Origin of the sequence: Marinactinospora rubrisoli (assembly GCF_042664915.1) — a bacterium.
Taxonomy (GTDB): Bacteria; Actinomycetota; Actinomycetes; order Streptosporangiales; family Streptosporangiaceae; genus Marinitenerispora; species Marinitenerispora rubrisoli.
On record NZ_JBHTBH010000012.1, the window covers coordinates 45,292 to 69,018 of the forward strand.

General features: G+C 73.8%; 20 protein-coding genes. 12 read left to right on the plus strand and 8 right to left on the minus strand.

What is annotated here, in order from left to right; translation table 11 throughout:
* Positions 1 to 2: 2 nt before the first annotated feature.
* Complete coding sequence (gene pepE / locus ACFQRF_RS22235) at positions 3 to 749, minus strand: dipeptidase PepE (RefSeq protein ID WP_379873099.1); 747 nt, start codon at positions 747 to 749, stop codon at positions 3 to 5.
* A gap of 129 nt (positions 750 to 878) precedes the next feature.
* Between pepE and ACFQRF_RS22240 the strand changes: the two genes are divergently transcribed.
* The 3 genes from ACFQRF_RS22240 (at position 879) to ACFQRF_RS22250 (ending at position 2,853) form a co-directional block, all read left to right on the plus strand.
* On the plus strand, positions 879 to 1,703 hold the full coding sequence (locus ACFQRF_RS22240) for an IclR family transcriptional regulator (protein ID WP_379873100.1): 825 nt from the start codon (positions 879 to 881) through the stop codon (positions 1,701 to 1,703).
* A gap of 59 nt (positions 1,704 to 1,762) precedes the next feature.
* The gene (locus tag ACFQRF_RS22245; RefSeq protein WP_379873101.1) at positions 1,763 to 2,458 is read left to right on the plus strand and encodes an AroM family protein; all 696 of its coding nucleotides are present in this window, start codon (positions 1,763 to 1,765) and stop codon (positions 2,456 to 2,458) included.
* A gap of 116 nt (positions 2,459 to 2,574) precedes the next feature.
* The gene (locus ACFQRF_RS22250; RefSeq protein WP_379873102.1) at positions 2,575 to 2,853 is read left to right on the plus strand and encodes a hypothetical protein; all 279 of its coding nucleotides are present in this window, start codon (positions 2,575 to 2,577) and stop codon (positions 2,851 to 2,853) included.
* A 1,636-nt stretch (positions 2,854 to 4,489) separates the two neighbouring features.
* Here the strand turns inward: ACFQRF_RS22250 and ACFQRF_RS22255 are convergent.
* The 4 genes from ACFQRF_RS22255 to ACFQRF_RS22270 form a co-directional block, all read right to left on the minus strand.
* The gene (locus ACFQRF_RS22255) at positions 4,490 to 5,359 is read right to left on the minus strand and encodes a 5-oxoprolinase subunit C family protein (protein ID WP_379873231.1); all 870 of its coding nucleotides are present in this window, start codon (positions 5,357 to 5,359) and stop codon (positions 4,490 to 4,492) included.
* Positions 5,360 to 5,412: 53 nt separating this feature from the next.
* Positions 5,413 to 6,021 carry a 5-oxoprolinase subunit B family protein gene (locus ACFQRF_RS22260; RefSeq protein WP_379873103.1) on the minus strand — a complete coding sequence of 203 codons (609 nt, stop codon included), beginning with the start codon at positions 6,019 to 6,021 and terminating at the stop codon, positions 5,413 to 5,415.
* Positions 6,022 to 6,097: 76 nt separating this feature from the next.
* Positions 6,098 to 6,859, minus strand: a complete 762-nt coding sequence (locus tag ACFQRF_RS22265; RefSeq protein WP_379873104.1) for a LamB/YcsF family protein — start codon at positions 6,857 to 6,859, stop codon at positions 6,098 to 6,100.
* A gap of 55 nt (positions 6,860 to 6,914) precedes the next feature.
* The gene (locus tag ACFQRF_RS22270) at positions 6,915 to 8,150 is read right to left on the minus strand and encodes an NRAMP family divalent metal transporter (RefSeq protein ID WP_379873105.1); all 1,236 of its coding nucleotides are present in this window, start codon (positions 8,148 to 8,150) and stop codon (positions 6,915 to 6,917) included.
* Between the two features lie 330 nt (positions 8,151 to 8,480).
* On the opposite strand from ACFQRF_RS22270, the gene ACFQRF_RS22275 reads away from it, so the two are divergent.
* Positions 8,481 to 9,188 carry a GntR family transcriptional regulator gene (locus ACFQRF_RS22275; RefSeq protein WP_379873106.1) on the plus strand — a complete coding sequence of 236 codons (708 nt, stop codon included), beginning with the start codon at positions 8,481 to 8,483 and terminating at the stop codon, positions 9,186 to 9,188.
* A gap of 606 nt (positions 9,189 to 9,794) precedes the next feature.
* On the opposite strand, the gene ACFQRF_RS22280 is transcribed toward ACFQRF_RS22275, so the two are convergent.
* Together ACFQRF_RS22280 and ACFQRF_RS22285 are read right to left on the minus strand one after the other, a co-directional pair.
* Positions 9,795 to 10,610, minus strand: coding sequence for a hypothetical protein (locus ACFQRF_RS22280; protein ID WP_379873107.1), 816 nt, complete (start codon positions 10,608 to 10,610; stop codon positions 9,795 to 9,797).
* Between the two features lie 346 nt (positions 10,611 to 10,956).
* A complete protein-coding gene (locus ACFQRF_RS22285) occupies positions 10,957 to 12,162 on the minus strand; it encodes a PucR family transcriptional regulator (RefSeq protein ID WP_379873232.1) in 1,206 nt (401 codons plus the stop codon).
* A 415-nt stretch (positions 12,163 to 12,577) separates the two neighbouring features.
* Between ACFQRF_RS22285 and ACFQRF_RS22290 the strand changes: the two genes are divergently transcribed.
* The 6 genes from ACFQRF_RS22290 to ACFQRF_RS22315 all read left to right on the plus strand — a co-directional run bounded on the left by ACFQRF_RS22290 (position 12,578) and on the right by ACFQRF_RS22315 (position 19,212).
* Positions 12,578 to 13,462: an ACP S-malonyltransferase gene (locus ACFQRF_RS22290; protein ID WP_379873233.1), complete on the plus strand. Its 885-nt coding sequence runs from the start codon at positions 12,578 to 12,580 to the stop codon at positions 13,460 to 13,462.
* A complete protein-coding gene (locus tag ACFQRF_RS22295) occupies positions 13,462 to 14,415 on the plus strand; it encodes a beta-ketoacyl-ACP synthase III (protein ID WP_379873108.1) in 954 nt (317 codons plus the stop codon). Before ACFQRF_RS22290 ends, ACFQRF_RS22295 begins: the two co-directional genes overlap by 1 nt.
* A gap of 78 nt (positions 14,416 to 14,493) precedes the next feature.
* On the plus strand, positions 14,494 to 14,736 hold the full coding sequence (locus ACFQRF_RS22300) for an acyl carrier protein (RefSeq protein WP_379873109.1): 243 nt from the start codon (positions 14,494 to 14,496) through the stop codon (positions 14,734 to 14,736).
* A gap of 141 nt (positions 14,737 to 14,877) precedes the next feature.
* Entirely contained in the window at positions 14,878 to 16,110 is a 1,233-nt protein-coding gene (locus ACFQRF_RS22305; RefSeq protein WP_379873110.1) for a beta-ketoacyl-[acyl-carrier-protein] synthase family protein, read from the plus strand.
* Between the two features lie 247 nt (positions 16,111 to 16,357).
* On the plus strand, positions 16,358 to 17,806 hold the full coding sequence (locus ACFQRF_RS22310) for an acyl-CoA carboxylase subunit beta (protein ID WP_379873111.1): 1,449 nt from the start codon (positions 16,358 to 16,360) through the stop codon (positions 17,804 to 17,806).
* 236 nt (positions 17,807 to 18,042) lie between these two features.
* Positions 18,043 to 19,212, plus strand: coding sequence for an EAL domain-containing protein (locus ACFQRF_RS22315; RefSeq protein WP_379873112.1), 1,170 nt, complete (start codon positions 18,043 to 18,045; stop codon positions 19,210 to 19,212).
* A 6-nt stretch (positions 19,213 to 19,218) separates the two neighbouring features.
* On the opposite strand, the gene ACFQRF_RS22320 is transcribed toward ACFQRF_RS22315, so the two are convergent.
* Complete coding sequence (locus ACFQRF_RS22320; protein ID WP_379873234.1) at positions 19,219 to 19,992, minus strand: SGNH/GDSL hydrolase family protein; 774 nt, start codon at positions 19,990 to 19,992, stop codon at positions 19,219 to 19,221.
* 759 nt (positions 19,993 to 20,751) lie between these two features.
* On the opposite strand from ACFQRF_RS22320, the gene ACFQRF_RS22325 reads away from it, so the two are divergent.
* Together ACFQRF_RS22325 and ACFQRF_RS22330 are read left to right on the plus strand one after the other, a co-directional pair.
* Positions 20,752 to 22,863: a hypothetical protein gene (locus ACFQRF_RS22325; protein WP_379873113.1), complete on the plus strand. Its 2,112-nt coding sequence runs from the start codon at positions 20,752 to 20,754 to the stop codon at positions 22,861 to 22,863.
* A complete protein-coding gene (locus ACFQRF_RS22330; protein WP_379873114.1) occupies positions 22,850 to 23,656 on the plus strand; it encodes a GNAT family N-acetyltransferase in 807 nt (268 codons plus the stop codon). Before ACFQRF_RS22325 ends, ACFQRF_RS22330 begins: the two co-directional genes overlap by 14 nt.
* Positions 23,657 to 23,727 lie beyond the last annotated feature (71 nt).

The following is a 23,727-nucleotide window of genomic DNA, read 5'->3' on the forward strand; positions in this document are numbered from 1 at the left end:
CCTCAGCACCCGGCGTCCCCGGCCACGCCGACGTGGGGGGCGGTCTCCAGGGCGGAGAGGTCGGAGCCGACGGGCAGCGGCCCGGGCTCGGCGCCGCGGGCGAACAGCACCGCGTCGTGGGCGCCGCCGGCGGTCACGGTGGTGCCGTGGGCGGTGATCCACGATCCCTCGGGCAGACCGACCACGGGAGTCTCGTTCTCCTCCAGGTACTCGGCGAGACGCTGCTCGCGGGTCTCCCCCATGAAGTCGGGGACGACGGCGCCGCTCAGGAAGTGCGGGTTGATGTGGAAACCGATCAGGCCGAGGGCGGTGAAGGTGGGCGGCTGCACGATCGGCATGTCGTTGGTGGTGCGGATGCTGGGCCCGGCGAGCACGGTGCCGGCGCTCGCCCCCATGTAGGGCAGGCCGTCGGCGACGCGCTCGCGCAGGACGTCGGCGAGGCCGGTCCGGTGCACGCCGGTGGCCAGGCGGAAGGTGTTGCCGCCGCCGACGAAGACCCCGTCGGCTTCGGCGACGACGGTGGCCGGGTCGCCGGTGTGCACGCCGGTGACCTTGTAACCGAGCGCGCCGAGGCCAGCGGCGGCCTTGGCCGTGTACCGGTCCCAGTCGTGCAGGGCGTAGGGGACGAACGCGATCCGCCCGCCGGCCGGGAAGTGCTCCTGGATGGGCGCGGCGGCGTGTTCGAGGTAGTCGTGGCCGGCCTGGGTCGAGTTACTCAACAAAAGTACGCGTCGGCCGTGGTCAGCCATCGGGTCTCCTCCTGCCTGAGCTGCGGCGTTTGAAGCAGGGTTGCATTAGCATTGCGGACATCGCAACCGTTTCTCTAATATCGCAACAACTTCCCTCGTGAAGCTACATAGCACCCAGAAGCCGAGATAATGGACAAGAGACATATATCGGACGGCGGTGAGGGCTGGCCGCAGCGGGACGAACGTGAGCCCCCCGGCCTCCTGCAGACCGCCGACCGCACTCTCCAGGTGCTGCTCGCCTTCGACCGCGGCCGTACCGACTGGGGCGTGACCGAGGTCGCGCGCGAGTTCGGGTGGGACAAGTCGGTCGCGCAGCGCATCCTCGCCACACTGGCCTACCGCGGCTTCCTGGTCGCCGACCCGCAGACCCGGCGATACCGCATCGGCCCGGCGGCGATCCAGCTCGCCCGGGTCTGGCAGCAGTCCCGCACGCTGGAGCTGCTCGTCCAGCCGGTGCTCGACGAGCTGACCCGGCGCACCGGGGACAGCTCGCTGCTATGCGTCCCCGACGGCTTCCACGTGCGGTGCGTCGCGGCCGCCGACGGCCCCGCCGGACCGCAGCGGTACTATCCGCTGGTCGGCGAGCTGTACCCCGCGCACGCCGGCGCCACCAGCAAGGGCTACTTCGCCTTCCTCCCGCCGCACGAGTGCAGCCGCCTGTTCACCGACCGCCCCCTCGCCCGCTTCACCGACCACACGCAGGTGGACCCCGTCCGCCTGACCGAAGAGTTCGCCGCCATCCGCAACCGCGGGTACGCCCTCTCGGAGGGCGAGTACGACGGCGACACCGCCGCCCTCGCCGTCCCGGTGCACGTGCGGCGGGAGCTGTACGGCAGCCTCAGCCTGGGCTGGCGCTCCGGGCACTCCGACGACACCACCACCCGGCTTCCGCTGCTGCGGCACGCCGCTTCGGTCATCGACGACATCCTCGGCGGCACCGCCCGGCGACGCTAGCGCCCAGCCGGCCGCTCGGGCCGCCCACCCCTACCCGATCCGAGAGCGAGGACCCCACCATGGCCAAGCTGGGAGTCGTGACCATCGGCCAGTCGCCACGCGACGACATCGTCCCCGACCTGACGGCGCTGCTGCCCCCGAGCACCGACGTGATCGAGGCCGGGGCTCTGGACCCGCTGACCGGCGCCGAGATCGCCGCCCTCGCGCCGTCCGGCGACCCCGGCGACGAGGAACTCGCCTCCCGGCTGCGCGACGGCACGGAGGTCGCGCTCTCGCACCGCCGGCTCCTCCCGCACCTGCGCGCCGCGCTGGAGCGGGTGCGCGACGCGGGTGCCGAACGGGCGCTGCTGCTGTGCACCGGCGGCTTCCCGGATCTGGCCGCCCCGCTGCCCACGCTGACCGCCGGGCAACTGCTGTTCGGCACCGTGCAGGCGGTGGCCGCGGGCCGCACGCTGCTCGTCGTCTGCCCGCTCGCCAGTCAGTGCGCGGAGCTGACGCGCTACTGGCAGGCCGTCGCCGCCCGGGTCGAGGTGACGGCCGCCTCGCCCTACGGCACGGTGGCTGACTTCACCGCAGCGGCAGCCGAACTCCGCGGGCGGCTGCCCCCGGGCGAAGACGCGATCGGCCTGCTCGACTGCGTAGGCTATGACCTCGCCCATCGCCGCCTGCTCGCCGACGCACTGGGGCTGCCGGTGCTCGTGCCCCGGCTGGCGATGGGCCACCTGCTCGCCCAGTTGATGCCCTCCGCGTCTTAGCCGCCGCCGTCCTCGTAAAGGAGGGAGATCCGCCCTTGACGGGTCGAGGGTTCACCGGCGCTCGAACGGCCGATGACCGCGCGCGATTCGGTTCCCGGGCGGAACGGATCCGGGACGTGTTCGCAGGCGGTGGGGTACGGGCGGTCCTGCTTCCGCCCGTCCGGCAGGGCGGCCGTGATCGCGTCGCCGTGATGGACGCCGATGACCTCGGCGGTGCCGGGCTTCCCACGCCAGCGCCCGAAAGACCTCCGGATCCGGCCGGCATCCGGTACCGTCCCCGCTCCGCGCACCAGCGCCGCATCCGGATCATGCTCGACGAGCCCGGTGACCGCGACCGGATCGCCCGGCGCGACGGCCGCCTGCGCCGCTCCTGGGGCATGTTCAAGACCCGCTGAAGGCCCCGCACGCCGGAGGTGCCGCCCCCTGCCCGGGTGCGGTGACCGCACCGACGCCCCGCTGGAGCCCTTGCCCCGGTCCCCGGCCACCGAACGGCCGCCGATCCACTCCCGGCGCATCCCTCGGCGGCGATGCCCGAACTCCGCAGCGGGGCCGACCATCAACGCGAACAACGCCGACGGGGTCGCCGCCTGTCGTCCGCCCGGTCGAGTAGGACGATCGACATGCGGTGGAGCGCGGGACCGGCCGCCTCGAACACCACCGGGCGGTGACCACCGGCTCCGACGGGCTCGCCGCAGGGTCCGTGGCCGCCGTGGTGGCGGCCGTCATCGGGGAATGGCGCTGAACTCTCCGAACACGCCTTGGATCGGTGATGGGGGTCGTGTGCTCTCTCCGGTGGCCGTGAGTGATCCGGCCGTTCGGCCGGACCACCGCATCGAGCGCGCGGAACGGCTGACAGGTGCGCGCCGCACGGCCCCCGGGCCGTGCGGCGCGGCGCTGCGGTCGGGGCCGGATCGCCGACGTCCTGGTAACCGCCCCGGTCCGCCCGCACGGCCATCCGGGGACATCCGCGGCCGGTCCGGGCGCGGCATCACGCGCCGGGCGGTGCGCGCACGTCCCCGGCCGGGCGCGGGACGTACCGTCCACGTCAACGTCGCTGAGGGCAAGGCTGGGTCCTCCGGGGCCGGCTGAGTCACCCTTCATTGGGAAAGTGGTCGAAAACGAGACTCCGCGCTGATAACGTCGCAGGTCAGTAAGAGTGCTCCCCGCACGCGCGGGGATGGCCCCCAGCGCGCCAGCTCGGCGGCGGTGCCTTCGCGGTGCTCCCCGCACGCGCGGGGATGGCCCCAGCCCGCGAGACCGGCGAGTCTCCGCATCGATGTGCTCCCCGCACGCGCGGGGATGGCCCCGCGACCAGGGCAGACCCCATCCGGCTGATGTCGTGCTCCCCGCACGCGTGGGGATGACCCTGCGCGCGACTCCGCCGCCCCTTTAACCAGCCTGTGCGCCCCGCGTGCGCGGGATGGTGGGCACGGGGCGGTCGCGTGACTGGACTCTGCGGTTGTGTTCCGCATCCGGGGGACGGCGTCACGACTTCTGACAGCCGTACCGCGCACGTTAAGTCGGCTGCTTCCCCGGTCGGCAGCGCGTGGAGCGGTTGTGTCCGGGGCGTCGAAGCATCAAGTCTCAGGTGCGGGCGTCGGCTGGTCCGCGTCGCCCGGGCCTGGAAGGGCGAGTCGGCATTGCGCTCCGTCCGCGTCAACGTCGCTGAAGGTGAGGCTTGGTTCTCCTGGGCTGGCTGAGTCACCGTTCATTGGGAAAGTGGCCGAAAACGAGACTCCACGCTGATAACGTCGCAGGTCAGCAAGAGTGCTCCCCGCACACGCGGGGATGGTCCCGTGGGATGCCCAGTGTGCTTGAGCTTGCCGTCGTGCTCCCCGCACACGCGGGGATGGTCCCAGCGGCTGCTCGTGCGCATGGCGGGGATCACCGTGCTCCCCGCACGCGCGGGGATGGCCCCTCGGACCTGACGGCCGTGCAATGTGCTGGCAAGGGCGCCCAGGTGCCTCTTCCCCCCTGGCCGCCGGTGCCCTTCGCCAGGCCCGCGGCCGGTTCAGCGCCCCCCTCGGCCATTCAGCCCCGCGCCCCCGCCCGGACGAACCGCAGCCGCATGCCCGGCGTGGCCTGGGCGGCGAGCGGCAGATCGCTGCCGTGCACGACCGCGATGACCGGATAGCCGCCCGTCACCGGGTGGTCGGCGAGGAAGAGCACCGGCTCGCCGTCGGGTGGAATCTGCAGCGAGCCGGGGACCATGCCCTCGCTCGGCAGTTCCCCGGACCGGGTACGGCGCAGGGGCGGGCCGGCCAGGCGCATGCCGACTCGGTCGCTGCGGCTGGTCACTTCGTACTCGGCGGCGAACAGCGTGTCCAGCGCGTGCGGACGGAACCAGTCGTCGCGGGGGCCGGGGACGGCGCGCAGGGTCAGGCGGTCCGCGGCGGGCGGGGGCACGGCGGCGACGTCGACGTTGGGGAAGGCGGCCGGTGGCGGGCCGACGGGCAGCACGGTGCCTGGGGCCGGAACCGGCGGGCCGAGGTCGGCGAGGATGTCGGTGCTGCGCGACCCGAGCACCGGTTCCACGGCGATGCCGCCCCGCACCGCGACGTAGCTGCGCAGCCCGCGGGCCGGTGTGCCCAGGCTGAGCTCGGCGCCGTCCGGCACCACCAGCGGCGCGTTCATGGCGGCACCCCGCCCGGCCACGGTGACCGGGCCGACGGCGCCGGTGACCGCCACCGTCACCGTCCCACGGGCGCGCACGCGCAACCCCCCGAAGGTGACCTCCAGGGTGGCGGCGTCCGGCGGGTTGGCGACCAGCCGGTTGGCCAGGGCGTGCGACCGCTGGTCGGCCGCCCCCGAGGCGCCCACCCCGAGCGCGGCGAAGCCCGTGCGGCCGGTGTCCTGCACGGTGGTGAGCATCCCGGTCGCCCGCACCTCCAGCGCCGGCATCGGCGCCGCCTCCGTTCCGTCGTGGTCGTGTCGTCGTGTGCGCGTGGTCACGGTCATACCGCCACGAACCTCACACGCACTCCAGGGCGCAGCAGGCCGGGCGGGTCCCGTTCCAGGTCCCAGACCGCCACGTCGGTGCGCCCGATGAGCTGCCAGCCGCCGGGCGACTGGCGCGGGTACACCCCGGTGAACTCACCGGCCAGCGCCACCGCACCGGCCGGCACCCGGGTGCGGGACTGCGGCCGCCGTGGGACGTGCAACCGCGGGTCGTCGCCCACCAGGTAGCCGAATCCGGGGGCGAAGCCGCAGAACGCCACGGTCCAGGACGCGGCGGTGTGCGCCTGGACCACCTCGCGCTCGGTCAGCCCGGTCAGCCGGGCGACCTCGGACAGGTCGGCGCCGTCGTAGGTCACCGGGACCTCCAGCTCCCCCGCCGCCGTTCGCCGGCTCCGGCCGGGCCGCAGCGCGCGGATGGCCGCCGCGACCGCGCCGACGTCGCCTGAGCCCGGCCGGACCCGCACCAGAACGGTGCGGGCGGCCGGCACGACCTCGGTAACGCCCGGCGGCGGGTCGGCGCGCAGTGCCGCGTCCAGCGCCAGCACCTCGTCGAGGTCGGCCACCTCGACGAGGACGCCGTGGTCGGCGCAGCTCAGGATGCGCAACGCTGGTCTTCCCTCCTGGGCGGCGTGGTGGTCTCCGGCCGGGGCCGGAGACCGCGGATCGGGCGAAGTCCCCGGGTCATGCGCCGGCGAACGGGACCAGGTCCACCCCGGCGGCGGCGAGCCGTGCGGCCACCGCCTGGGCCATGTGCACCGCTCCGGGGCTGTCGCCGTGCACGCAGATCGAGTCGGCCTCGATGGTCAGGGGCGAGCCGTCGATCGCCTCGATCGGCTCCCCACGGGCGATGCGCACACAGCGCTCCGCCACCTGGTCCGGGTCGTGGAGCAGGGCGCCGCGTTCGCGGCGGGACACCAGCGTGCCCTGGGGGGTGTAGGCGCGGTCGGCGAACGCCTCGCGGATCGTCCGCAGCCCGGCGTCGGCGGCCCGGCGCAGCCATACCGAGCCCGGCAGGCCGAGCACGGGCAGTTCCGGGTCGTAGAGCCGCACCGCCTCGACCACCGCGGCCGCCTGCTCCTCGTGGTGCACGATCGTGTTGTACAGGGCGCCGTGCGGCTTGACGTACCGCACCCGCTCGCCGGCGACGCGGGCGAACGCCTCCAGAGCGCCGATCTGGTAGATCACCTCATCGGTCAGCTCGGCCGGTGGCACGTCGATGAACCGGCGGCCGAACCCGGCGAGGTCGCGGTAGCCGACCTGCGCCCCGATGACGACGCCCTGCCGCGCCGCCTCGGCGCAGGTCCGCCGGAGCACGCTGGGGTCGCCGGCGTGGAAGCCGCAGGCGACGTTGGCGCTGGTGACGATGGCCAGCAGCGCCGCGTCGTCGCCCAGCGTCCACCGCCCGAAGCTCTCCCCCAGATCGGAGTTGAGGTCGATACGCACGGTTTCTCCTATCTCTCCGCTCCGCTGGACTTCCACCTGTTGTCTGCCCGTTCGGTCACTGCCACAGCGCGGCGATACCGGACAGCGACTGCCACGCGATGTAGATCGTCAGCAGCCAGGCGAGCACGCCGATCGCCAGCAGCCACACCGGGTAGCGGTAACCGTGCAGCAGGTCGTGCGAGCGGCGCGCCGCGACCCAGAGCATGATGCCCATGCCCACGGGGAGGATGAGCCCGTTCAAGGCGCCGGCCAGGACGAGCAGGGTGGTGGGGGCCTGGCCGAGCAGCAGGTAGATCACGGTGGACAGCGCGATGAAGCCGGCCACCAGCCAGCCGCGGTTGCGGCCGAGCCACGGGGAGAATCCGGCGACGAAGGACACCGAGGTGTAGGAGGCGCCGATGACCGAGCTGATCGCGGCGGCCCAGATGATCACGCCGAACAGCCTCAGTCCGACCTCGCCGGCCGCCGCTGCGAACGCCGCCGCGGGCGGGTTCTCGGCCGCGAGCAGGTCCACCCCGCCCGCGACCACGCCCAGAACGGCGAGGAAGAGCAGCACCCGCATGACGGCGGTGACGATGACTCCGGTCACCGACGCCCGGCTGATGGCGCCCACGTTCTCGGGGCCTTTGACACCGGTGTCGATCAGGCGGTGCGCGCCCGAGTAGCTGATGTAGCCGCCGACGGTGCCGCCGATGATGGTGACGATCGCGACCCAGCCGATCTCGTCCGGAAGCACCGACTGGCGCAGCGCCTCGCCGACGGGTGGGCCGGAGACCACCGCGACGTACAGTGTCAGGACGATCATCAGCACCCCGAGCACCACGATGATGCGGTCCATGGCGACGCCGGCCCGGCGGCTGGCGAGGATGCCGATGGCGATCAGCGCGGAGACGGCACCGCCGATCTTGACGTCCAGCCCGAACAGCGCGTCGAGGCCGAGCGCGGTGCCGGCGATGTTGCCGATGTTGAAGATGAGGCCGCCGAAGACGATCAGGGCGGCGAGCAGGTAGCCGGCACCGGGCAGCACCTGGTTGGCCAAGTCCTGGGCGTGCACACCGGCCACCCCGATCACCCGCCACAGATTCAGCTGGACGGCGATGTCGACCACGATCGACACGAGGATCGCGAAGGCGAAGGCCGCACCGAGCTGCGCGGTGAAGTTGGTGGTCTGGGTGATGAAGCCGGGACCGATGGCGCTGGTGGCCATCAGGAACATGGCGCCGAGCAGCGTGCCGCGACGCCGGCGGACCGTGGCGGCGGTGGAGCTGACGGAGGCTGGGGACTCGCTCATGCGGGCCTCGCTTGGGGACTGGGGCCGATGTGGGTGACGGACGACATTGTCGGAGCGTCCGTCCTATTGTTGAACAATCCTGCAATACGACAAGGCTTCGCAGGTTACAACCTCGTTACCGTGTTCCCGGCCCGGCGCCGGTCCGCGTGGGGTGGCCGCTCCGGCAGGCCCGAGCCGGGAATCCACCAGAATGGGGAGGCGAAGCGCGACCGCCCAGTGCCCGCGGCCGTCGACACCCCGGGCGCAGCACCCCGTGCCGGCGGCGCAGGAAAGCGAGGCGGCGAGCGTGACCAGGCAACACACGAGGATCGGCGAACGGAGAGTGCGGGCGTGACCGTGGCGGGCGGGGTCGAATGGCCGACCGGGGCGAAGTCAGGGCTGGAGCGGCCCCCGAGTACCGCGGAACTGGTCGCCGAGACCCTGCGCCGCCGGATCATCGACGGATCCCTCAAACCCGGTGCCCGCCTGTCGGAGCGGGAGATCTTCACCGATCTGGGAGTCGCGCGCAACACCCTGCGCGAGGCGTTCCTGCTGCTCATCCACGAGCGCCTGCTGGTACGCCGACCGCACCACGGGGTGTCGGTGGCCAAGCCGACCGTGGACGACGTGATCGATCTGTACCGGATCCGCCGCGTCCTGGAGTTGTCCGCGATACGCGGGGCCGTCACGGCACCGCCGGGCGCGGTCGACGCCGTCGGCGCCGCGGTCCGTGACGGGGAGGAGGCCGCGCGGGCGGCGGACTGGCAGGCGCTCGGCACCGCGAACATGCTCTTCCACGAGGCGATCGCCGGGCTCACCGGCAGCCGACGGGTGGTCGAGACCATGCGCCAGCTGCTGGCCGAGATGCGGCTGATGTTCCACGTGATGGCGGCGCCGCGCGAGTACCACGAGCCCTACCTGGTGCTCAACCGCGAGATCCACCGGCTGCTGTGCGCGGGCGAGGTGGAGCTAGCCACCCAGCGGCTGTCCGACTATCTGGACACCGCCGAGCGGCAACTGGTGGACGCCTTTATCGCGCTGGAGACCGCGACGGATTGACTCCGCCGGAGCGCGAGCCGTCGAGCGCCCGGAGCCGACGACGCCGACCGCCGAAGGCCCCTCCTCGTCGTCGTCGGAGGGAAGCGAGACGGCGAGCGCGACCAGAAAACACCACGCGACGACCCACCCAGCGCCCGCAACCGACGACCCCGACCGCCGAAGGCCCCTCCTCGTCCTCGGCGAAGGCAAGCCAGACGGCGAGCGCGACCAGAAAACACCACGCGACGACCCACCCAGCGCCCGCAACCGACGACCCCGACCGCCGAAGGCCCCTCCTCGTCCTCGGCGAAGGCAAGCGAGACGGCGAGCGCGACCAGAAAACACCACGCGACGACCCACCCAGCGCCCGCAACCGACGACCCCGACCGCCCAAGACCCATCCTCGTCGACGGCGAAAGCAAGCCACACGGCGAGCGCGACCAGAAAACACCACGCGACGACCCACCCAGCGCCCGCAACCGACGACCCCGACCGGGCGGCACCGCACCAGCGGCCGAGCGGAACGGGGCCCCCGGGGCGCGGGCCGCACACGCGGAACGGGCCGCTACCGGAGTGATCCGGTGGCGGCCCGCCGCGTTGGGGGATTCGGTGTGCTCTCGGGGGTGCTCAGTTCTTCGCCTTGGGGCGGGACGGGGCCGCCTCGCGCCGGGTACGGCGGCGGCCGGAGGTCCGGCCACGCTGGACCGCCCGCGCGGCGGGGGCCACCGTCATTCCCGGGATGAAGACCTCGGGTCGCTGCGGGGGCTGGCTGGCCGGTACCGCCCAGCGCTCGGGGAGGCCGGCGTGGTCGTCGGGGGTGCCGTCGGTGTCGGAGTCGGGGGTGGTGCCGCCGTCCGCGTCGGCGTGGCCGGCGGACCGGGCCCGGGCGGCGCGGACCCGGCGGGCCAGCGCGGTCACCAGCGGCCACTCCACGGCGGCGGGCTGGGCCAGCGCCGCCCACAGGTAGGCCTTGGTGCCCCACGCCTCCATGGCCTTACGGGCCCGTGAGACCGTGTAGAAGCCGGGCAGTGCGAGCAGCAACTGCGGCCACGCGAGCAGCAGGGCGGCGATGAAGGGGAAGAGGCCGCCGCCGGCGAGCGAGGCACCCGTGCCGACCGCGATCGGCGTGAGCGCCAGCCCGATGCGCACGGCGGTGATCTGGCGGAACCGGTACAGCGAGCGCCGCACCGACGCCTCCGCCGACAGCCCCTCCGGCAGTGGCGTGGGCTGCACCACGAAGGCGAGCACGAGCGCCGCCACCGCGACCGAGCCCGACACGAGGATGGTCCAGCCGGGAGCGGACCACTGCATCTGGTGGACGAGTGCGAGTAGAGCGAACAGCGGAACCGGTAGCGGAACGAAGAACAGGACCTGGCGTCTGAGCTGACCGAGCCAGGTGGGTCGCCGTATGGCCTCCACCACTGTCGTGTACAGCTTCCTCACGCCGGCCACAGTCATGGCACCCCCAACCCCGAGCTATGTGCAGTTGCACGGGGGACTTCCCCCGAAATGACCAATTGACACTCGCGACGCACCGTCACCGAACAGTCCGATTCAGCAACGCTTCGTGACGAACCGGTCACAGTCCACGTTATCCGGTTTTCACACCGCGACGCGCGCCGCTCTCCCTCCACTGGACGCCCATCCCGCACCGGAAGTTCACCGCGATCGGCCGGCGATCGCGATCGGCCGTCCGCGTCGCGGGCGCACCGCCGATCGCGCACGTCACGCCCGCTTCCCTGCTCCGTCCAACGGTCCGCATCGCCGCCGGGTTCCGGCGGCCGGAGGGTCAGTTCCGGGCGGCGGCGTCGCGCTCGGCCAGCCGGCCCAGCGCCATGGCGACCCGGAGCACGAACGAGCCCCGGCCGTCCGACGGCGCGAACCCCGTGAGGTCGGCGACGCGGCCGAGACGGTAACGCACCGTGTTCGGATGCACGAAGAGCATCCGGGCGGTCGCCTCCAACGACGAAGCGTGTTCCAGGTACACCGCGAGGGTGTCCAGCAACGGCGAACCGGCGCGCTGCAGCGGCCGGAAGACGCCCTCGACGAGCCGGCGGCGGGCGGCGGCGTCACCGTCCAGGGCGCGCTCGGGCAGCAGATCCTCGGCGGAGACCGGCCGGGGCGCATCCGGCCAGGCGAGGGCGGCGCGCAGCCCGCTGATCGCGGCTCCCGCCGAACGTCCGGCGGACGGCAGATCGGGCACCGGTGGCCCGACCACGACCGGCCCCGGGCCGAACAGACCGGCGAGGGGACTCGCCGCCGCCATCGGATCGGCGCCGTGCTGTTCGCCGACGCCGATGACCACGACCACGCGGTCGCCCTGGGTCCCGGCCAGCACGTCGTGCCCCGCGCGCCGGGCGAGCATCCGGATCTCGTCCAGCACCGGCTCGCCGTCCGCGTCGGTCACGTGTCCGGCCACCGCGAGCACGGGCGTGCGCGACCAGCCCAATGCCGACCCCCACGTGTGCAGGCCCTCCTCGCGGTCGCCGTGCAGCAGCGCGTCCACGATCAGCGCCTCCAGCCGGGCGTCCCAGGCGCCGCGCGCCTCGGCGGCGCGGGCGTAGATCCGCGCCGAGCTGAACGCCACCTCACGGGTGTAGCGGAGCACGGCCTCACGCAGCTGCTGCTCGCCGCCGGGCGCGGCGAGGTCGTCGACCTGCGCCTCCACCACGTCGATCATGACGCGGATCATCTCGACGGTCTGCTGCAGCGACACCGAGCGGGTGAGCTCCCGTGGCGCGGTGCCGAACACCTCGACGGTGATGGCCGGACGGCCGCGGTTGGCGTTCTTGAACCAGTCCACGAACGCCGCCACGCCGGACTGCGCCACCAGCCCGACCCACGAGCGGTCCTCGGCGGACATGGCGCGGAACCAGGAGAGCCGGCTCTCCATGCGCGCCACGGCCGCGGTGCCGAGCGCCCCCATGGCGCGCTCCAGCCGGCGCACGGTCTCGGCTCGCACGCTGTCCGGGGTGTCCGGCCGGTCCGCGCACACCCCGGCTCCGCCGGAGCCGTTCGCGGCACCGCCCCGATCGCCGCGGCGCTCCGGACGGTGCCCGGTGACGGCGTGGGCGGGCGCGTCGGCTCCCGTGCCGGTGGGCTGTGGCGTCAGGTCGGTGGGCTCGATGATCACGACTCCAGGGTGGCACTCCGGCGGGCGCGGACGGGCGCCGGATGGACCGCGGTCCGGCTACCGGCCGGTCAGAACGTGACATGCGACACGCGATTCCGGCGCGGAGAACGGCCGTTTTGTAGGGATCATACAAACCGCACGTCCTAAACTTCGTGCCAGTCCTCATCAAGCTGGTGATGTTCTACAGGGCAAGGTGGATGTCGTGCTTGTAATCGTCGCTCCCGGCCAAGGCGCCCAGGTTCCCGGCTTCCTGTCCCCATGGCTCGAACTGCCCGGCATGGCCGAGCGGTTCGACCGATGGTCGTCCGTCACCGAACTCGATCTGGCGCGGTACGGCACCACCGCCGACGCCGAGGAGATCCGTGACACCGCCGTCGCGCAGCCCCTGCTCGTGAGCGCCGGGCTCGCCGCCGCCGCGGCGCTGTTCGACGGCCTCGACGCCGCGCCGGACTCGATCGACGCGGTGGCCGGGCACAGCGTCGGCGAGTTCGCCGCCGCCGGGATCGCCGGGGTGCTCTCCCCCGAGGACGCGCTCCGGCTGGTCCGGGAGCGCGGGCGCGGCATGGCCGAGGCCGCCGCCGCGACCGCCACCGGGATGACCGCGGTCCTCGGCGGCGACCGCGACGAGGTCCTCGCCGCCGTCGAGGCCGCCGGGCTGACCGCCGCCAACGACAACGGCTCCGGGCAGATCGTCGCCGCCGGCACCACCGAGCAACTGGCCGCGTTCGCCGAGGCGCCGCCGGCCCGGGCACGGCTGCGCTCGCTCTCCGTGGCGGGCGCCTTCCACACCCACCACATGGCGCCCGCGGTGGAGCGGGTGCGCGCCGTCGCCCAGGACGTCACCGTGGCCGACCCCCGCACCCGGCTGCTGTCCAACCGCGACGGCACCGTGGTCACCAGTGGCCGTGAATACCTCGACCGTCTGGTCTCCCAGATCAGCTCGCCCGTGCGCTGGGACGCCTGCACTCAGACGCTGGCCGACCTCGGGGTGACCGCCATCATCGAGCTTCCGCCCGCCGGCACCCTGGTGGGCCTGGCCAAGCGCGCGCTGCGCGGCGTCGAACTGCTCGCGGTGAAGACCCCCGACGACCTCGACCGGGCCCGCGGCCTGGTCAAGGAGCACGCCGGCCTGACCCCCGCCGACCCGGAAGGTGCCGCCTGATGAACACCGCACCCGCGCCAGCCGGCGCACGCGTTCTCGCCTTCGGCGAGTACCAGCCCAGCAAGGTGGTCACCAACGACGACCTCGCCCGGACGGTCGACACCTCCGATGAGTGGATCCAGAGCCGCGTCGGCATCAAGGAGCGGCGGATCGCGGCCGAGGACGAGACGGTGGCCGACATGGCCGTTGCCGCCGGTGGCAAGGCGCTGGCCGCCAGCGGGCTGGCCGCCGAGGACATCGACCTGGTGATCGTCGCCACCTGCACGCAGCGCGACCAGATCCCCAACGCCGCCGCCACGGTCGCCGCCCGGCTCGGCATCACCTCCCCCGGGGCGTTCGACGTCAACGCCGCCTGCGCCGGGTTCTGCTACGCCCTGTCGCTGGCCAACGACGCCGTGCACGGCGGCTCGGCCCGCAACGTGCTGGTCATCGGCGCGGAGAAGCTGTCGGACTGGATCGACTGGACCGACCGCTCGACCTGTGTGATCTTCGCCGACGGCGCCGGCGCCGCGGTGGTGGGCGCCAGCGCCACCGCCGAGATCGGCCCGGTGGTCTGGGGCAGCTCCGGCGACCGCGCCGACAAGATCCACCTGCGCGACCACGCCTACCTTTACCAGGAGGGCCAGACCGTCTTCCGGTGGACCACCACCGAGCTGTACCCGGTGGCCCTCAAGGCGCTGGAGCGGGCCGGCGTGCGGCCCGAGGAGCTGACCGCGTTCGTGCCCCACCAGGCCAACCTGCGCATCATCGAGGCGATCGCCAGGAAGCTGGGCGCGCCGCAGGCGATCATCGCCCGCGATATTGTCACGGCGGGCAACACCTCGTCCGCGTCGGTCCCGCTCGCCCTCTCGCGCATGGTCGGGCGTGGCGAGCTGCCCTCGGGAAGCACCGTCCTCACCCTGGGATTCGGTGCCGGTCTTACCTACGCGGCCCAGGTGCTGCGGATTCCCTAGAACCCACGCAGGCGGCACTTCGGCATGCGCCGGGCCGCCGCGGTGAACGAACGACAGAAACGAAGGAGCAGACCGCACATGGCGACGCACACCGAAGAGGAGATCCTGGCCGGCCTCGGGGAGATCATCGACGAGGTCGCCGGCGTCCCGGCCGACCAGGTCACCCCGGAGAAGAGCTTCGTCGACGACCTCGACATCGACTCCCTGTCGATGGTGGAGATCGCCGTCGCCGCCCAGGACAAGTTCGGCGTCGAGATCCCCGACGACCAGCTCAAGGACCTCAAGACGGTCCAGGACGTCATCACCTTCATCCAGAAGTAGGACGTCGCCCGGGTGCCCGCCGTCGCGGCGGCGGGCACCGCGGCCCGCCGCCGCGGCGCCGAGTCCACCAGGTCCACCAGCCACCGCACTTCCACCGACTTTCGAGGTCGGGGATCGACCAACGAGAAGGGCGATCGACCAATGAGTACTACCGAAGTCGTCGTCACCGGCCTCGGCGCCACCACCCCGCTGGGAGGTGACGTCGCCACTACCTGGTCCGCGCTCCTCGAAGGTCGGTCCGGTATCCAGACGATCGAGGAGGACTGGGCCGCCGAACTGCCGGTGCAGTTCGCCGGTCGCGCCGTCGAAGAGCCGTCCACGAAGCTGGAGCGGCACCGGCTGCGCCGCCTCGACCGCACCCAGCAGTTCTCGCTGATCGCCGCGCACGAGGCCTGGCAGGACGCCGGCGCGCCGGAGGTCGAGCCGGAGCGGCTGGGCGCCGTGGTCTCCAGCGGGATCGGCGGCATCCTGACGATCCTCAACCAGTACGACACCTTCCGTGAGAAGGGCTGGCGGCGGGTCTCGCCCTTCACGGTTCCGATGCTGATGCCGAACGGGCCGGTGGCCGCGGTGGCGCTGGAGTTCACCGCTCGCGCCGGTGCGCACGCGCCCGTCAGCGCGTGCGCGTCCAGCGCCGAGGCCATCGCCAACGGCATCCAGATGATCAGGTCCGGCCGCGCCGACATCGTCATCGCCGGCGGCACCGAGGCCGCGATCCACCCCCTGAACCTCGCGTCCTTCGCGGCGATGCGCGCGCTTTCCACCCGCAACGACGACCCGCAGGGCGCGTCGCGCCCGTTCGACGCCGACCGGGACGGCTTCGTCATGGGCGACGGCGCCGGCATCGGCGTGCTGGAGTCCGCCGAGCACGCCCGGGCGCGCGGCGCCCGGGTCTACGCGGTCGCCGCCGGCTCCGGGGCCACCTGCGACGCCTACGACCTCGTGCAGCCGCACCAGGACGGGCAGCGGCGGGCCATCCTGGCCGCGCTGGCCGACGCCGACCTCAAGGCGAGCGACATCGCGCACGTCAACGCGCACGCCACGTCCACGCCCGCGGGCGACGTCGGCGAGACGGTCGCCATCCGCGAGGCGCTCGGCGACTCCGCCGCCGATGAGGTGGCGGTCACCTCGACCAAGTCCATGACCGGCCACCTGCTGGGCGGTGCCGGCGCGGTGGAGTCCATCGCCACGGTCCTGGCCCTGCACCACGGCCAGATCCCGCCCACCATCAACATCAACGAGCTCGACCCGGGTGTCGTGGTCGACGTGGTGCGCGACAAGCCGCGCGAGCTGTCGGCCGGCGCCGTCGGCGCTCTCAACCAGTCGTTCGGCTTCGGCGGTCACAACATCGCCATCGCCTTCCGCCGCCCCTGACCGGGCGCGGAGCGCCGCACCGGACTCCGGGCGCCGCGACCACCGCGGCGTCCGTCGCCGAACGCGGCGTGCCGGCCGGCGCGCCGCGTCGCCGGCGTCCCGCGCGCCCACCGGCCGCGGGAGCGCCCGTCCGGTCATCATCGTGTTCTCCAGACCCGTCCCGGGCGGCGGCCACCGTTCCGCTCGCATCCCTCCGTTCATTCGCCACGGAGGCGACCCGACCGCTTCCTCGAAGGAGCTGGCCCACGTGACTGTCACCGACAACCGAGTGGTCGAGGCGCCGGCCGCGACCTCGGCGACCGCCCGACCGCAGGATCCGCGCGACCCGCACGTCCGGCTCACCGCGTTCTTCGACGAGGGCTCGCTGCGGCTCATCACCGCCGAGGACGACAGCGCCGCGCTGTCCGCGGTGGGCCGGATCAGTGGGATGCCCGCCGTCGCGTTCGCCAACGACGCCCGGATCCAGGGCGGCGCCATGGGCACCGCGGGGTGCGCGGCCATCGAGGTCGCCTACGAGTACGCGGTGCGTGAGCGGATTCCGGTGGTCGGGCTGTGGCACTCCGGCGGCGCCCGGCTGGCGGAGGGGGTGGAGAGCCTGCACGCGGTCGGCCGGGTGTTCGCCGCCATGACGCGGGCCTCGGGTGTCGTACCGCAGATCTCGGTGGTGCTGGGCCCGGCCGCGGGCGGGGCGGCGTACGGTCCGGCGCTGACCGACATCGTCGTCATGTCGCAGGGCGGCAAGGTCTTCGTGACCGGCCCCGATGTGGTGCGCAGCGTGACCGGCGAGCAGATCACCGCCGAGGAGCTGGGCGGCGTGGACGCGCATGGGCGGCGCAGCGGGGTCGTGCACGTCACGGCTCCGGACGACACCGCCGCCATGGTGCAAGGGCGGCGGCTGGCGCTGCTGCTCGGCCACCAGGGCCAGCTGCGGACGGCGGAGGTGGCCGACGTCGACCTCGGCGGGGTGCTGCCGGAGTCGGCGCGCCGGGCCTACGACGTCCGGCCGCTCGTGGACGGCGTGCTGGACTCCCCGCTCGGCGAGGAGTCGGTCGAGCTGCAGGCGAAGTACGCGCCGAACATGGTGACCGCGCTCGGCCGGCTCGGTGGCCGCACGGTGGGGGTGGTCGCGAACAACCCGCTGCGGCTGGGGGGTTGCCTGGATTCCAAGTCGGCGGAGAAGGCCGCCCGTTTCGTGCGGATGTGCGACTCGTTCGGCGTCCCGCTCGTCGTCCTGGTGGACACGCCGGGCTACCTGCCCGGTGTGGGCCAGGAGTGGGACGGTGTGGTGCGGCGCGGCGCGAAGCTGCTGCACGCGTTCGCCGAGGCGACGGTGCCGCGGGTGACGCTGGTGACCCGGAAGTCCTATGGCGGCGCGTACATCGCGATGAACTCCCGCTCGCTCGGCGCCACCCGGGTGTTCGCCTGGCCGTCCGCGGAGATCGCCGTGATGGGCCCGGTGGCGGCCGTGCGCATCCTGCACCGCAAGAAGCTCGCCGCGGTCCCGGAGCAGGAGCGTCCGGCCCTGGAGGCCCAGCTGGCCGCCGAGCAGGAGAAGCAGGCCGGAGGTCTGGATCGGGCCCGCGAGCTCGGGGTGATCGATGAGGTGATCGCGCCGGAGCGGACCCGGACGGCCCTGGCGGAGGCCATCGTCACCGCGCCGTCGGCGCGGGGGGTGCACGGCAACATCCCGCTGTAGGCGGATCGCCTGGAATGCGATGGGCGCCCGGTCGGCAGAGCCGACCGGGCGCCCATCGCTTTCCGGGTGGGGCGGCGCCCTGGTGTGACGGCTCGCGCGGGCACGGTGACGCCCCGCTCCAGCGCCCCGGCGGCGGGTGAATGCGGCGGCGCGCGACGGCGAACAATACGTGAACTGGATTCATGTCACTCCCGTCGCCCCTGGTCAGTGATCTTGACCGGCGTCATGATGGGCGGGTGTCGCCCAGCCGAGAACCTCTCCCAGCCTCCGACCCGCGCGCCGGCGCGCCGGCCGGCGGCGAGGGTGTCCACGGTGACCAGCCGGATGACGCCCTGTGGTTCCGTCCCATCGTCGACCTCGATTCCGGCGCCGTGCTCGCCGTGGCGGCCGAACCCGCGGCGGCCGCTCCCCCCGCCCAGGACGCAGCGGCCCAGGCCGAATGGCTCGCCCGGCTGGCCCGGCGTGCCGCCGGGCGCGAGACGCTGCTGCCGTTGGTGCTGCCGATACCGGCGCCGCTGCTCACCGTCGGCCCCGAGCCGTTCACGCTGGTCGAGCACGGGCTGCGCCGCGCCGGACGGCGGCCGCGCGACGTCACGCTCATGGTCGGCGCGGAGCTGCGCGACCTGCCGCGCGACCGGCTGGTGCGCGGCGTCGCCCACCTTCGGGAGGCCGGGTTCCGGTGCGCCCTGGGCACCGCGTCCGTCGAGCCGGACCTGCTGCTGCGGATCGCCCCCTTCGTGTTCCGGGTGGATCCGGCCTACGTGGCGGGGGTGCCCGGCGACGAACGCCTGACCGCCGTGGTCGAGGGGCTGGCCCGCATTGGGCGCGGCTCCGGGATCTTCCCGCTGGCGGCCGGGGTCAGCACGGTGACGCAGCTCGTGGCGCTGCGGCGGGCGGGGGTCCGGCTCGCCGAGGGGCCGTTCTTCGCCGACGACGGCTGGGCGCCGGGCGACCGGGTGACACCGCTCCCCGACACCGCGCTGGTGTCGACCGCGCCCGGGCTGGACCTCGGCCCGCGGGTGTCGGAGTTCGTGGTGCCCGCGGTGACCATGAGCGAGGCCACCACGGCCGAGGAGGTGCTGGACGTGTTCAGCGCGGACACCGCCCTCACCAGCGTCGTCCTGGTCGACGTCCGGGAGCGGCCGGTCGCTTCGCTGGACCGCACGCGGTTCCTGCTGGCGGTGACCGGGCCGTACGGGCACGCGCTGCACGCCAAACGGCCGGCCGCGCGGCTCGCGGACTCGCCGCGTACCGTGGCCCGCGACATCCCGGCGATGGCCGCGCTGCGGGCGGCCGGCGCCGGCCAGGAGCGGGTGTACGACGACCTCATCGCGGTGAACGAGTTCGGCCAGTGCGTCGGCGTGGTACGGGTCGGCGACCTCATCCGCAGCCTGGCACGGGAGTGAGGCCCCTCAGTCGCCTCCACCGCATGGCTCGTCCCTGAGCGCGACCAGGCGCGGGCGCTTGGGCAGTCGGCCGTCTCCCGAGGACCGGCCCAGCGCGCGACGGCTCAGCCACGGCACCAGGTGGTCGCGGGCCCACCGGACGTTGTCGCGGCGGCGCACGACGAGCGGCACCGCGGGCGGCGGGGTCCGCCAGGGCCGCATCCACTCCTCGGGGCCGCCGAAGGGGTGGCCGAGCAGTTCGGCGATGCGGGCGGCGACGATGCGGTGCCCCGTGCCGTTGAAGTGCAGCCGGTCCGGGCTCCAGGCCCGCGGGTCGTTCAGCGCGGACATCGCCCACAGGTCGACGATGTCGCAGCCGTTGCGCTCGGCGATGGCGCGCAGGTGCATGCTGAACACCGCGATGCGCCCCCGGTACACGCGCAGCACCGGGATCCACCCGGTGTCGTGCCCGGACAGGATGACCACCCGGATGCCGGCCGTGCGGAGCCGCCGGATGCCGCGTTCGTACTCGCGGGCGAGCAGGTCGAGGTCGGTGTTGGGCCGCAGCACGTCGTTACCGCCGGCGTGCACCGTGACCAGGTCCGGCCGCGAGCGGAGCGTCTGGTCGAGCTGTTCGCCGAAGATGTGCCGCATCCGCCGGCCGCGAACCGCGAGGTTGGCGTAGCGGAAGTCCGGGACGCCGGCACCCAGGTGTTCGGCGAGCCGGTCGGCGAAACCGCGGTAGCTGCCGTCCGCGCGCGGGTCGTCCAGCCCCTCGGTGATGCTGTCGCCGATGGCGATGTAGGACCGTATGACCGCCGGGGCGTCCGCCTGAGCGCTTCCAGGGGGATGTGTGTCCAGGTCAGTCACGGCTACCAATCATGCGGGCCGGCACGGTGTGCGCGACGCCACGATCACGGGGGGATGCAGGTCACCGGCCCCCTCCGCGGCGCCCCGGCGGGCCGTCGGGGTGAAGGGGCGGGATACGACGACCTGTCCAGCATAGCGCTGACCAGGGCAACGGGACTCTCGGCCGCCCCGCGGCGCCCCGCGCTCACCGGGCCGTGGACATCCGGCGCGCCAGTGGCCCGGCACGGCGGCTCCGGTACGATGTCCGGTCCGCTTCTCCCGGCCACCGGCCTCGCCGGCCCACGTGCCGGACGCCGGCGGCGGCGTCACCCGGTCTCACCTGGTGACCGGGCGGCCACACTCTACTTGTGACTTCGGCCACATGTTTGTTGAATTTGGTGCTATCTGCCCGGTGCCCCGGCCGGTGAGCCGCGCCTTCCCGGTCCCGGGGCCGCCGGTGCGGCCCGCCCGGCCGGGTCTACCCAGGAGCCGTCGGCGCACGTACGATCTGCGGGAGGTCGGCACCGCGACGTGACCGCGGACGGCCGCGACACCTGACGTGCCACCCATGCGGTGGGACGATGAGGCCGAAAGCACGTCTCGGCATCCACGTCCGCACGGGGGCGCGTAATGTGTAGCGCACACCCGAGACGCCCGTGCCGCCCCCAACGGTTCGCGAGCCGACGCCCAGGAGGTCGAGGTCCCCAGCAGATGAACGCCGTCTCCCCGATCTGCCTCACCGACCTCGCCCCCGCACTGCGCTGGAGCAAGTCCAGCGACGTGTGCGAGATCCTGCGACACTCCCGGCTGGTGGAAGGCTGGTGGCGCTCGCTGCCGTTGCCGCGCGTGCTCGACATCGCCGGCCCGACCTGGCTCGCGCACTGCCTCGCCCGCCTGGCGGTCGAGCAGTGGGACCACCTCACCCTCGGCGAGTTCATGCCGACGCTGCGGGCGCTGTCGGTCGACATGGACGAGATCGCCGAGCCCGTGCGCGGCGCGGTCCTCGCCACGGCGGGCGGCTGGGACCAGCTGGTCGCCGCCTCCCCCGCCGCCATGCGCGACTGGGGGTACCCCGACAACTGCGGGCTGCTCGAAGTGGTCAGCATGGTGATGTGGCGGGCCGTGCACCCGTTCACCCGTGACACCAGCGGCGGCCCTACCCCCTCCCCCGCGCTCGTCATCGAGGCCGTCCGCACCATCGCCAACTGGATGCCGACCACCGCGCCCGAGCACGTGCGCAGCGCCCTCGCCTACCTGACCAGCGCCACCGGCGCCGAGACCGCGGAGAACGGCGAGGAACCTCCGCAGAGCCCGGCGACCCGGGCCATCCGCACCCTGCGGGCCCTGCGCGCCAACCGCGACGGCGAGGCCGAGCCGGTGGAGGAGACCCAGCGGCCGCGCCCGGCCCGTGCCGCCACGGCCGACGGCCTCAACGGCCGCCGGCCGCGCAGCTCGCTGCTCGGTCCGGGGCGCACGCTGCGCCGGCCGGCGTTCGGCCCGCCCAAGGCACTGCGGGCGGAGCTGCGCGCTGAGTCCCCCGCTGCCGCCCCCGAGCCCGCCCGCACCGTCACCGCGCCGGGCGAGCACCCGCTCGTGGAGCTGCTGGACCAGTTGTTCGCCGGATGGGGGGAGCTGGAACGCGCCGTCGCCTCGGCCCGGCTGTTCGCGGCCGACCCGGTCAGCATCCGGGTGCTCGCCGACCAGATCCAGGTGGACATCGGCGAGATCCGCAACGCCCAGCGCACCGTCGAGGAGCGCCTGCTGCACTGGCTCGCCTCCCCCGACGGCGCCCCGGTGACCGCGCACCAGCGGGAGCTGTCCGAGCGGCTCGGCGTCGCCACCACGATCGACCACCTCATCGGCGCCCACCCCGACCACCCGGTGGAGATCCCCGCCCTGGGCACCCCGCTGTGGCGGGTGGTCATCACGCTGTTCACCGACCGGCGGCTGCACGACGGCTGGCTGGTCGCCACCGACCCGCACCAGCTGCGCTGGCAGACCCGCCAGCTCGTGGCCGGCCGGCCCACCCTCACCGAGGCCGGTGTCCGGCTGGCGAAGCTGGGGCTGCGTCCGCAGGCGCTGCGCGCCTGGCTGCTGAGCACCCCGGGCGTGAGCCTGCTCGACGGCTACGTGGTGGTGGACGAGTCGGTGCCGCTGGCGCCGCCCGCCCCCACGGCCGAGTTCGCCGGGCACGGCGCGGTGCAGCCGGGCTCGGCGGGCTCCACCACGGCCAACGGGCTGCCCATCCGGCGGCGGCCCAGCGTGGCGCCGCCGCGCCAGGAACCGCAGCTCGACGTCACGACATCGCCGCGCTGCTTCCGGGCGCCGGACGGCCGCTGGTGGCACCGGGTCGACGTCAGCGCCGACCACCTCAACGGCGCGCCGGTGACCGTCCCGCCCGGCTACGCGACGCACCTGGGGCTGCAGCCCGGCCGGCTGCTCTGCCTGACCGCTCCCGGCGCCGATCTGCTGGTGCTGGTGTGGCGCGACCAGCCCGCGTTCGACTCGCTGCGCCCGCTGCTGCGCCGCCTCTCCGCGCAGCCCGGCGACCGGGTGTTCATCACCGTCAACGGCGACCAGCTCGACGCCCGGCGGCTGCCCGGCGCGGATCTCACCGAGCACGGGCCGACCAGCAAGGCACTGCACCTCATCGGCTACACCGCTCCCGCCACGACCGACGAGGCGCTGGAGATCATCGCCCGCCGGATCAGCGAGGACGACGCCGCCCTGGTGGACGCCGACCACCTCCTCGACCTGCTCACCAAGCGCGGCGACACCGATATCGTGGCGGAACTGCGGCCCACCCTCTATGCCGCGCACTGACGCTCCCGCCGGCCGGCCGTCGCCCGGGCCGACCACGATCACCGACGCAGCGGGCCGGCCGGTGCTGCGCTTCCTGGCCGGCGAACGCCTCGGCCGCCCGTTCGCGCGCGATCTGGCGGTGTTCGCCGCCGATCCGGTGGCGGCGATCCAAGACCATCTCGCCGGCTGGGCGGTGGCCGTGCCCACCGAGCTCGGCGCGCGGCTGGTGGCCGACGGCGCCCGTGAGGTCCGGCACGCGCATCTCATGCGCCGGGATCTGGTGACGGACCCGCCGCCCGCCGCGTGGGCGGCCCCCGATCCCGGTCCGGGCCGCCGGGTGACCGCGTGCGACCGGCCCGCGGCCGATCTGATGCCGGCGTGGCGGGCCGCGTTCGGCCCCGGCCACCCGGACCACCGCGCGATGTCCGACACGGAGGCGGTCGCCGCCGAGCTGGGCCCACTGCTCGCCGGCCGGATCATGGGCCCGCTGCTGCCGAGCTCGGCGCTGGTCACCGAGCGCGCCGCCGGTGACGTGCGCAAGGACGGCACCGCCGGTCGGGTGGTCGCGGCGATCCTGGTCCACGAGCATGAGGGCCGGCCATGGATCAGCCTGCTGTTCCGCGACCCGACGCCCGCCTACGCCGGGCTCGGCGGCCTGCTGCTGCGCTACACGCTGGCCCGTGCCGCCGCCGACGGCGGCACGGAGGTGCGCCTGGCGGTGACCGAAGGCAATCCGGCGCGCGGCGGCTACGACCGGCTGGGCTTCACGGTCGTGGAGTCGACCCGGACGGTCGAGCTGCCGCCGCACCCCTGACATGCCGGTGGCCCGACCCCGTTCGGGGGCGGGCCACCGGGCGGCCACCGCGGCACGGCGTCACACCGCCG